This window comes from Maribacter sp. HS, assembly GCF_048059195.1.
Lineage (GTDB): Bacteria > Bacteroidota > Bacteroidia > Flavobacteriales > Flavobacteriaceae > Maribacter > Maribacter dokdonensis.
In genome coordinates, this window is record NZ_JAYLVV010000002.1 from 571,161 (window position 1) to 583,220 (window position 12,060).

Here is a 12,060-nt window from a genome sequence, read left to right on the forward strand (position 1 = left end):
AATGTAAAGTTGGGGTTAACTGTGGCGGAAATAATTATTATGAACGCATTAAGTTCTTGTAAACAAGCAATTCTACTTTGTAAAATTCACATTAAGAACGATAATTAAAAATTAAAGCCTACACTGAATATGACACGGTTACCATCTTCCCCATGATAAAAACCTAAGTTACCGGTTAGTGCACTAAAGCCCGAAACCCACACAGAGCCACCGTAGTCATTATGCCATTTTGAAGAAGTATCGTTCTCCGTCCACACTCGTCCATAATCAAAGCCTGCACTTACACCTAATTGAAGCGGAATAAAATTGGTCTTAAATCTAGTTAAACCCACCCTTACATCCGTACTTTGATAAAAAGCCGTTTTACCATTAAACCGCTCATTTCTATAAGCCCTTAAACTCTGGTTGCCTCCTAAAATAGCACCGTGATAAAATTCATAATTCTCACCTATTACCGTTTCGCCCGCAATTTTAGTTGCTATTACAGCAATACCACTGGGATGTAGCGGATATGTTAATTTCAATGTAGGTTTTATATAACCAAAACGATTATCAAAACCATTAATACTAGATCTGTAACCAGTAATAACATCTGCCTCCATAGCCCTATTTGGAAACGCCGGATCGTTTTGGTTTTTATAATTATAACCTAACTCAGCGGTGACATATAATTGATCTTCATATACATCATTATCAGATGTAAAAGCCTGCCCTACAAAACGATCATCATCATTTGACACATCAAAAGATTCTAATGCGGTCCTCACATAAAAACTGTTACCCCTATGTTTATGCACTAAATAAGGAGAGAACTTCCACTGGCGCATGCGCACCCTATTGAAATCTCTATCAAGGTCACCATCAAATGCAGAATTATTTCCTTCTCCAAAATAGTTCATTGTAAAATTGGGACTGGCATAGCGAAGATCGAAACCTAAATTCCAATTGTAAAATACATGACCAAATTCAACATTATAATCGATCGCAAAACCATCTGTAGCAAAAAAATACTCGGCACCTATGGTATGTTGCGCCTCAAAAGGATTATTGACCAACCCATATGTTGTAAAACGATTTTTTAATCCGAATCTGAATCCGGTATCGGCATCATAACCTATACTTGGAAACACAATATTTTCATGATACTTTCTCTTTTGGTAATCATAATTATTAACGCCATAAGAATCTGTAAGCCATTTTCTAGATTTTGAATTTACTATAGTGTTGTTCTTACTTTTATAATCATAGAGTTTTACCTTTTTGGTATTTTTAAAATTATAGGTATCATTTTTCTTCCCTCCCATTATCTTAATATCTATAGGCTTTTTACCATTACCTTCTACAGTAAACGTATCATTACCATCAAGACCATAGACCCAAATCTCATTCGTTTGGGTATTGTTATATGAATTTTGAAAAACCACCGAATCTTTTGCTATAACTATTTCGGTAATGCCACCTGGCTTACGGGTAATCAAGAACTCATCATCATCTTCGGTACCAAGAACTACCTCAAAATTGCTTAAATAATCGTAATATGATTTGGCAATAGATTCTAGTCCGTCTCGGCGTAACCTTAAATTCTTTTTAATCGTTTCTATACTTTCATCTTGAGCTTCTGCGGGCAAAGTTTCAAATGCCGATTCTATGTCCGCATCAGACAGGTTCTCCTGAATAAAATCTACCTGGGATTTCCAATCTTCCCAATTTGCTTTTTTTATAAAAGTTTTATCCAAGGGATATCCTGAAAAATTGAACCACTTCACATTTTTGATATCAGCATCGTAGCTTTCCATTTTTCGCAGTAGTGGAAAACTAAACTTTAACAAAGAAATTATTGGTCCGTCATACTTTGGAAAAGCTTGATCCCAATCGCGAGGTATTGCCTCATATCTTTTTTTGCCATCGGCCGTTTTAAATTCTGCCCAGCGCCATTGATCTTGATGGCGATCCCAGTTACCCACCAGCATGTCAAATAATCGCGCACGTATAAAACTAGGCTCATCAACAAAAGCGTTTTTTGACTCCCTTAGTTCCATACGTAAATCCGTAGTACTTAAAATATCATTGGGCTTCCCAAAGGTTTCAAAGGTTTTATTCTCATCACCTACATGCTCCTCTAACATAAATAGTGCATCGCCATAATCTTCATTATAAATACCCAAACCCTTTTGTTTGGGTACATAATAGATTTTTGGATTTGCATGCAGCACGCCCAAAGACTCAGAAAGTTCATTCATGGAAAACTGCGCATAAGGGTGGGCAGTGGTATAAAAATCTAGTAAATAACGCTCAGCAATAGTGTTTTTAAGGTAGTCTTCAACATAATGATTATTTATGGCGGTTGTCTGCAGAAAACGAACAGCACTTTTACGTAAAGCCCTTAGCGTGTACTCATGTTTATTATCATCGATCAATCGTAATGATCTAGATTGTGTACCGCCTCCCTCTGAAATAGGTTTTACATTACCTGGTAGTTCTTCAATATCCAATACCGGAGCTGAAATTTCTTTGCTGTAAAGATTTCTAAAATGATCTCCCCACAGAAATTTATAGAACCCTGTTTTATCGGTTTCCTCTTTTGTATAAATCGATGCTTTTGTAGTTGCACCATATGCATTCTTCGGATAGGATATCTCATCTGCGGAAAGTCGCTCCCTTTTAATGGTTTTTGTAAAGATTGATTGAGAAGTATTGTCCGTTACTTTAAAAAACTCTACTTGAGAACTACCATCTTTAAAGACCGTCAATTTTGCATATCCTTGCTTTTCACTCTCAAAATGCTCTTCTTTTGGGGCTCTAGCCTTATCTATTTCACCTATTGCACCGCTGATGATCTGTGGAATACCATCATCTTCCAGGTACTGTAGATTACGGTCTTTACCGGAAACGAAAATAACATCTTCAAACTGACTAGCAATAGTTTCCATTCTACCACGCAGTTGTCTGTTTTGACTATTTTGATATGACTGTGGTGTAAAACCACCCATTTTATCAACAACTGAAACCTTGGTATTGCTCATCACCGGTTGGTAGACCGCTACAATTACGGTTTTACCCTGACTATCTTTTAAATCATCTTTAAATTCTGCCAAAAATTGATCTCTTGTCTTATGCTCACATTTTTCATTAATATATGGGTGATCGTCCCAATCTTCTAAAAACCATTGAGAATCTACCATTTCTAGCACCACATCATTATTTATTGTTTCCTTTTCCAATGGGCAACCATCATTGGGCCAAAATTTAGCCTTACTATTATCTTGTAAAAAAGATTCTAGGTCATCTATACTCTGCGGCGCATCTTTCAACCATTCATTTTCTCCAGGGGTCAGGATGACGTTTCCATTAAAATTATCCCATAAGCTCATCAATGGTTTCAGATTATTTTTAACTTCATTTTGTTCATCATCATGAGAAGAAAACCCTTCCTTATCCAATACATTACCAATTAACAACAAGGTAGCTTCGTTATCATTTACCGAGGCGTTATTGATTTGTTCCAGAATTTTTTGAGTTTCGTTAAAAGGTACATTCCCAACATTCGAGGTGATATAAAAAGAATGCGAAACCTCTTTTTTTGAATTAGAATTCTCAGGTTCTGTCCATTGCGAGAACGAATAGGAAAAGCAACATATAATGGAGTAAAATAATAATAGTGAACGCATGTATACCAAGGTTTGTTAGCATTCTACAAAGTTTCGGTTTTGATGATGTTCATCTCAGACCAAATAGAAAATATCCAAAAAAAAAGGAAAAGATGATTTGAAATACCATCGAATACCATCTAAACTGTAGAATTTTTGATTTAGTTTACCAGAATTCAAAGTTAGATATTGACTGATATCATGCTAACCCAAAACATCTTTTAAATGACTTTAAAAATCTGCTACGCCTGTATGTTATGATAGTCTTATATCATTCTTACAGATTAAAGGTAGAAGTATCTTTAACAGAATCAAGAACAAAAGAACTATGTATGGTAGAAATACCATCTATAATAGAGAGCTTTTCATTTATAAAGCTATGAAATGAAGAAATATCATTTACCGCTATCTTTAATAAGTAATCAAAATTACCAGATACTTGGTGGCACTCCATAATATCTGGCAGCAACAATATTTCCTTTTTAAAGTTATCTGCAAGTTTCTTTTGCTGCTTGGAAAGGGTTACTTGGCAATAGGCTATAAGTTCTTTTCCTATTTTGTTTCTATCTACTAAGGCTACATATGATTTTATAATCTCTTGCTGTTCCAGCTTTTTGATTCTTTCATAAGTTGGCGTAACACTTAAACCTATTTTAGAGGCTATTTCTTTGGTGTTTTGCTTAGCATTTTGCTGCAGTTGCATTAAAATTTTTCTATCTGTAACATCCATAGTAGTTTATTATTCTATCTAACAAGATAATCCAAGTTTAAACAGTATTAAAAATCTAAAAATATCAAATAAAAAGATATATATACTAATATTTGATAATATAAAGAATCACAATACCATTAATTGTAATTTTACAATGATAAAAATCCATATTTAAAAAATAAAAATAAATGAATAACGAACAAAAGATAGATGAGCTGTTGACCAAGTTAATTCAAGAAAAAGATAGAGTTATTGGTTACCCGGTTGCAAAGGACTTTGATTATTCTAGGCTATATGAATTTTTAAAACACCCCATAAACAATGTTGGCGACCCCTATGAGGACAATACATACAAAGTACAAACCCATGAAATGGAACGAGAAGTAGTAGACTTTTTTGCCCAACTTTTTAGGGCAGACCCAACCGATTTCTGGGGGTATGTTACCAATGGAGGATCCGAGAGTAATTTATATGGTCTGTACCTAGCTAGAGAATCTCACCCAAAAGCCATGGTTTATTTTTCAGAATCTACCCACTATAGCGTAAAGAAAAACATACACTTGCTTAACTTACCAAGTATTACCATTAGAGCTCAAGAAAATGGAGAACTAGATTATGAAGATCTTGAGAATACGTTACAGCTGAACAGAGATAAACCTGCCATTATCCTTACCACCTTTGGCACCACAATGACAGAAGCCAAAGATGATGTATCTGAAGTAAAGAGAATACTGAAGAAATTGGCTATTCAAAATCATTATATACATTGCGATGCTGCCTTGGCCGGTTCTTACGGTCCATTTATTGAACCCCGCATTCCGTTCGATTTTCAAGACGGTGCTGATAGCATTTCAATTAGTGGTCACAAGTTTATTGGTTCCCCGTTTCCTTCTGGAGTAATCATTGCAAAGCGTTCATTAAGAGATCGTATTGCAAGGGGCATTTCATACATTGGCTCTTTAGACACTACCATAACCGGTTCTAGAAATGGCCATAGTCCATTATTCTTATGGTATGCCATTAAAAAAATGGGCGTAAAAGGGTTAGAAGCACGGTACCGACATAGTTTAGAGACCGCCGAATATTGCAAGGAAGAATTACAAAAAATAGGAATTAACGCCTGGACCAATAAAGGTGCCATTACCGTTGTACTGCCTAAGGTGTCCGAGACCATCAAAAAGAAATGGCAATTGGCTACAGATGATATTACACATGTAATTTGCATGCCCAATGTAACCAAGTCTCAAATTGATGAATTTATAAAAGATTTGGTGGCTGAAAATATGCAACCAAAAGCTGAGACAACTCATAAAGAGTTTCAATTACATTAAAAATTCACAAAGTTTAAACTTTCACCTTATATAAATAACACCCTGTCTCATTTTTTTTGAGCAGGGTGTTTGCAGTAATACCATAATACAACAAGCTAATCTTCAGAAATACTTCCTCATAACATTTTCGAACATAACTAATCGAAAGCAACAGTTCACTCATTTTTCATTGCATTTAAAATTACCTTGGCACAGTTTTGTATTGTAATTTTACTATGATGAAAAAACTATATTTAATCTTAACTGTATTCATGTTTTCACAATTTGGTAATGCCCAGGCAAATAACTCGTACGATCAACTTTGGCAACAGGTAGACAAACATGAGTTGGAGAACAGGACCAAATCTGCACTACAAGTTGTAGAAACGATTTTTTCAAAGGCAAAAGAAGAAAACAATTATGCGCAAACCATTAAGGCATTATTGCATAAGTCTGCTTATGTAATGACACTTGAGGAAAATGCTGAACTGAACATAGTAAATGAGTTTAAATCTGAAATTGAACTAGCAGATGCCCCTACCAAACAAATTCTGCATAGTCATTTGGCTAACTTATACTGGCAGTATTTTCAATACAACCGATACAAATTTTACAATAGAACAACCACCGAAAGCAAAGTTGACCCAATAGATTTTAGAACATGGGACCTTGACACCCTTTTTAAGGAAATAGACGAACATTTTTCGGCCTCGTTAATGAATTCAGAAAAAACTCAAAGTTTACCTATTTCAGATTTCGACGAAATACTACATATTCAAGAAAAAACCAGAATATATAGACCTACACTTTTTGATGTATTGGCACATACCGCCTTAAATTTTTATACTTCAAATGAAAATAGCATTAACAGGCCACTTAATACATTTGAAATAGATGACCCTAAGATTTTGTGTGAGGCATATACTTCTAGCTTTTTGAAGTTCAGCGACCTCAAAAATACATCATTACAAGCCAAAGCTTTAGGCATTTATCAGGAACTAGTAGCGTTTCACTTTGGTAACCCCGATATTAATCCCTTGGTAATGGTAGATATTGCGCGCCTGTTGTTCATTCATAAAAATGCCGTTTTCACCAACAAGGACAATTTGTTTCTAGAGGTACTTCAAAACTCTGCAGAGAATATTAAACATAGTCCGCTTTCAGGGTTATACTCCTATGAAATAGCAAAACATTACCAAGAAATAGGGCAAACATACAATCCATCTACCAGTACTGATCACCAATGGAAACTAAAGCAAGCTGTAGATTTGTTAGATGGTGTAATTGCCAAGTTCCCAAACACCCTTGCCGAACAAAAATGCATTGCCTTAAAATCTGAAATCCAAAAACCCAACATTCAATTAACTACCGAAAAATATTTATCCAAGAATACTGTAGGTCGTATTCTAGTCAACTATAAAAATGTAGAAGAATTAGACCTTACAGCTCGGAACATCACCCAAAAGCAAATAAACAAATTAGATGAGCTTTATGACACTGCCAACAAACAAAAATTCATCAATGCTTTACCTATAGATACTTCATGGACTGCTCCTTTAAAAACGGAACATGATTTTCAAATGCACGGCATTGAAATTTCTTTACCATCACTAACGAACGGCAATTACGTAATTACTGCAACATCTAAGGATGAATTGGGTAATTTCTTTAGTTTTACAACCGTACAAATTACCGACTTAGCTATAGTTGAAACACAGACAGGCACCCACAACCATTATCAAGTTATTGATCGTAGCAACGGAAAACCGATCTATAACGCAGAGGTTGTGCTCGCGTATAAAAAGAATTATAGAGACAATATAAACTCCAAAACCTACCATACAGATAAATACGGTAAAATTATAGTAGCAAAAGGTAAAGACAGTTGGAGCCAGATTGATCTTACTGTCAAAAAAAATAATGAAACTGCCTATTTTAAGAATTACTATTTAAATAGGTATTATAGCCAAAACAAGTCTAGCACTAGGCATTCTTGTTTTTTATTTACCGATAGAAGCATTTATAGACCAGGACAGCCTGTGTATTTCAAAGGTATTGCCATACAACAAGAAAACGGAGTTTCTCAGGTTTTACCTAACAAAGAGATTGAAGTAGAACTGCATGATGTAAACGGACAAAAGTTAGAGACATTAAAGCTAACAACCAATGAATATGGTTCTGTCTCAGGAGAATTCATTTTACCAAGCTCCGGTCTTACGGGCGGCTACTCCCTACACACCTATTCAGATGAATTTGATCTATCGGGCTACGCTAGTATTTCTGTAGAGGAATACAAACGTCCTAAGTTTGAAACCAATTTTAAACCTGTTACAGAAACCTATAAAATAAATGACAGCATAGTAGTAAAAGGTGAAGCAAAAGCGTATGCAGGCAGCGTTATTTCTGACGCAAAAGTAGTGTATCGGGTAAAGCGAGTAGTGAACTTACCTAGATGGTATTACTGGTCAATACCTTATTTTAATATCGCACCTCAAGAAATAACCCATGGTGAAACCATTACAGATGTAAATGGCAACTATGAAATACCATTTATTGCTGCTCCAGACAATAGTATTGACAGTTCTAATCTACCAACATTTAATTTTGAAGTTACTGCAGATGTTACTGATATTAATGGTGAAACAAGAAGTACGACTACCCATGTTGCCGTTGGATACCATTCCTTAAACGTTACTTTACAAGTACCGGAATTCTTTGACAAAACAAAAAAAGATAACAAGATCAACATCGCCAGCACCAATTTAAATGGTGAATTTGCAGCTACAACGGGCGAAGTAACATTATACAAACTACAAGCACCTGATCATGTTTTAAGACCAAGACCCTGGGCAGCACCTGATTATAGCGGTTTTACCAAAAAGGAATTTAAAGAACTCTACCCACATGACGCCTTTAAAAATGAAAACGACCCTAGTCAATGGGAAAAAGAAAAGGTAATCTGGTCATCTAATTTCAATACGGCGGAATCAAAAGAAATAGCTTTTGACAAAACAAAAAATTGGAAATCAGGCAAATACAGACTAGAGCTAAGTGCAAAAGATAAATTTGGACAACTAGTAAAAGATGTTGCCATTATTACATTTTCTGGTGAGGAAAACGTATTGGCAGACAACCAATTGTTTCAGGTCAAAACTGATAAACATCAATATGAAATAGGAGATACCGCAAAGGTCACTTTTCTTTCAAGTGCAAAGAATTTGAACGTAACCGTTGTTATAGAAAAGGACCAGAAAATTACAGATGTAAAAATCCTTGCGCTGAACGACGATTCCAAAACCATTTCCATACCCGTAACAAAGGATGATTTAGGCGGATTCAACGTAAATTACAGCTACGCTTTTGCCAATAACTTTACCACGAACAAGCAGACCATTTCAGTACCCTACCCTACTACAGATCTTCAAATAGAAACCATTACTTTTAGAGATAAGTTAGCCCCTGGTACAGAAGAAACATGGTCATTTAAAATCAAAGGACCTAAGGGCGAAAAGGTAAGTGCAGAACTTTTAGCCAACATGTTCGATGTTTCTTTAAATCAATTCAGACCACATTATTGGAATTTTAATCCATTAAGCAAACCAAACTATTATTCAGAAAGCAGAACCAATGCACAACATAGTTTTGCCACAAGTAGTTTCTATACCCAATTAAATTATGAAGGTGTAAGCTATCCTAACTTGTCATATGATTCCTTTGACTGGTTTGGGCTAAATTTTGTCACTGGCGGCATGTTCTATGAAACACGGTCTACCGCATTGGCATACTCAAAATCTCCAATTAGAAAGGCTCAAATGGCTAGTGACGCAGGTTTAGATGAAATGGTGGTTACGGGCTCAGCTGTAGCATCGGAATTATCTGGAGCAGTTGCCGGCGTAGAAACAGAGATATTGGAACCAACAAAAGAAACGGATTTAGATGCGGTATCCATTAGAAAAAACCTTCAAGAAACGGCATTTTTCTTCCCAAAATTATTAACGGATAAAGATGGTAATATTTCGTTCACGTTTACCACTCCCGAAGCGCTAACACGTTGGAATATTCAATTATTGGCACACACTAAAGCTTTAGAGAGCAGCATTATCAATTTAACCACCGTTACTCAAAAGGAACTAATGGTAACACCAAATGCACCACGCTTTTTACGTGAAGGGGATACCATTACCATAAGCAGTAAAATATCTAACTTAACCAATAAGAACCTTAAAGGAATAGTACAATTAGATTTAACCGATGCGTTGACAGGTACAGATATCACAGCGCAGTTGTTAACCAACGCTCAGCAACAAAATTCATTTTCTATAGATTCTCTTGGTAACACTCAAGTATCATGGAATCTAAAAATTCCTGAAGGGCTACAAACGGTTCAATATAGAATCATTGCAAAAGCAGGTGATTATTCAGATGGTGAACAAAACATGTTACCGGTACTATCCAACAGAACCCTAGTTACCGAAACTTTACCTATGTGGGTTCGTAGTAACCAAACGAAAACGTTTACCCTTGACAAATTGAAAAACACGTCTTCAGCAACTTTAGATCATCATAAGTTAACTTTAGAAATGACGTCTAATCCTGCTTGGTACGCAGTACAAGCGCTACCGTATTTAATGGAGTATCCGTATGATTGCAACGAGCAGACCTTCTCTAGATATTATGCGAATACATTGGCAAGCCACATTGCCAACAGCAACCCTAGAATTCGTGAAGTATTCGATCAATGGGCAAATTCAGATGCATTATTGAGCAACCTAGAGAAAAATCAAGAATTGAAATCGCTTTTAATTCTAGAAACCCCATGGCTCAGAGATGCACAATCTGAAACCGAACAAAAGAAAAGAATAGGGTTATTGTTCAATTTGAACAAAATGAAAAATGAGCAACAATCAGCATTGAATAAACTCGTACAGAATCAGAATTCTAACGGAGCTTGGTCATGGTTCCAAGGCGGTCCGGACAACAGGTATATTACTCAGCATATCATCACAGGTATGGGGCATTTGAACAAATTGACAGACTCAGAAGCTAACGACACCAATGATTTGTCAATTTTATTCAATTCCAAATCAGAAATGATTGAAAAAGCTATTGAATATCTTGATGACGAATTCGTAGCTGAATACGAACAAATGAAGAAATATACCTCCAATATTGATGATGACCATTTAAGTGCCCACCAAGTACATTATTTATATATGCGTAGTTTTTTCCCTGAAATAGAAACTTCTAAAAAAGTGCAGGAAATTACAGCTTACTATACAAAACAAGCACAGCAATATTGGACTTCTAGAGGGTTATACGCTCAAGGCATGTTAGCATTGACCTTACATCGTATGAACGATACCAATACAGCTAATAAAATAATACGTGCTTTAGAAGAAAACAGTATAACCAATGATGAGTTGGGTATGTATTGGAAAAGTAACACCAGTTCTTGGTTTTGGTACCAAGCTCCTATTGAGACCCAATCATTACTCATAGAAGCATTTTCAGAAATTAAACCAACAGATGTTGAAACCATAGACAATCTTAAAATTTGGCTATTAAAAAATAAGCAAACCAATCAATGGAGCACTACAAAAGCTACTACCGAAGCTGTTTATGCTTTATTATTACAAGGCAGCGATTGGTTATCCGTAACCGATGCTGTAGATGTAATTATTGGCGGAGAAAAACTAAAGCCTTCCACTTTGGAAGATGTCAAAGTAGAAGCTGGCACAGGGTATTTTAAAACCACGTGGAACGGTAAAGAAGTTGCACCAAAAATGGGCGAGGTCCAAATAACTAAAAAAGGAAATGGTATTGCTTGGGGCGCATTGTACTGGCAGTACTTTGAAGATTTAGATCAAATAACAAGCGCAAAAACACCGTTGCAATTGAAGAAAAAAATCTTTCTTAAAAAGAATACCAATTCTGGAGAAGTACTCTCTGAAATTACCGATAAAACCTCATTGAAGGTGGGCGATTTGGTACGTATACGTATTGAACTAAAATCTGACAGAGACATGGAATTTATTCACATGAAAGATATGAGGGCAGCAGGTTTTGAACCGGTGAACGTAATATCTAGATACAAATGGCAAGATGGGCTGGGTTATTACGAAAGCACCAAAGATGCCAGCACCAACTTCTTTTTTGACTATTTACCTAAAGGGGTTTATGTATTTGAGTATGATGTAAGGGTCAACAATGCAGGTAACTTCAGTAATGGCATAACCACCATAGAAAGTATGTATGCACCAGAGTTTAGCAGTCATAGTGAAGGTGTTCGGGTATCTGTTGAAGATTAACCTCATTACGAACATAGTGAAGTAATCTGCTTGTTGGCTGACTAAAACTTATTCGTGACCATTAACAGACAGATTGCTTCGTC

4 protein-coding genes are annotated in these 12,060 nt (G+C 35.8%); 2 read left to right on the forward strand and 2 right to left on the reverse strand.

Annotated elements, in window-relative coordinates; translation table 11 throughout:
* Positions 1-104: 104 nt before the first annotated feature.
* Together VBZ51_RS02680 and VBZ51_RS02685 are read right to left on the reverse strand one after the other, a co-directional pair.
* Positions 105-3,668, reverse strand: coding sequence for a metallophosphatase (locus tag VBZ51_RS02680; RefSeq protein WP_416575980.1), 3,564 nt, complete (start codon positions 3,666-3,668; stop codon positions 105-107).
* A gap of 256 nt (positions 3,669-3,924) precedes the next feature.
* On the reverse strand, positions 3,925-4,377 hold the full coding sequence (locus VBZ51_RS02685) for an Lrp/AsnC family transcriptional regulator (protein WP_416575981.1): 453 nt from the start codon (positions 4,375-4,377) through the stop codon (positions 3,925-3,927).
* Between the two features lie 170 nt (positions 4,378-4,547).
* Between VBZ51_RS02685 and VBZ51_RS02690 the strand changes: the two genes are divergently transcribed.
* Complete coding sequence (locus tag VBZ51_RS02690; protein WP_416575982.1) at positions 4,548-5,690, forward strand: histidine decarboxylase; 1,143 nt, start codon at positions 4,548-4,550, stop codon at positions 5,688-5,690.
* 251 nt (positions 5,691-5,941) lie between these two features.
* A complete protein-coding gene (locus tag VBZ51_RS02695; RefSeq protein ID WP_416575983.1) occupies positions 5,942-11,977 on the forward strand; it encodes an alpha-2-macroglobulin family protein in 6,036 nt (2,011 codons plus the stop codon).
* Positions 11,978-12,060: the final 83 nt, after the last annotated feature.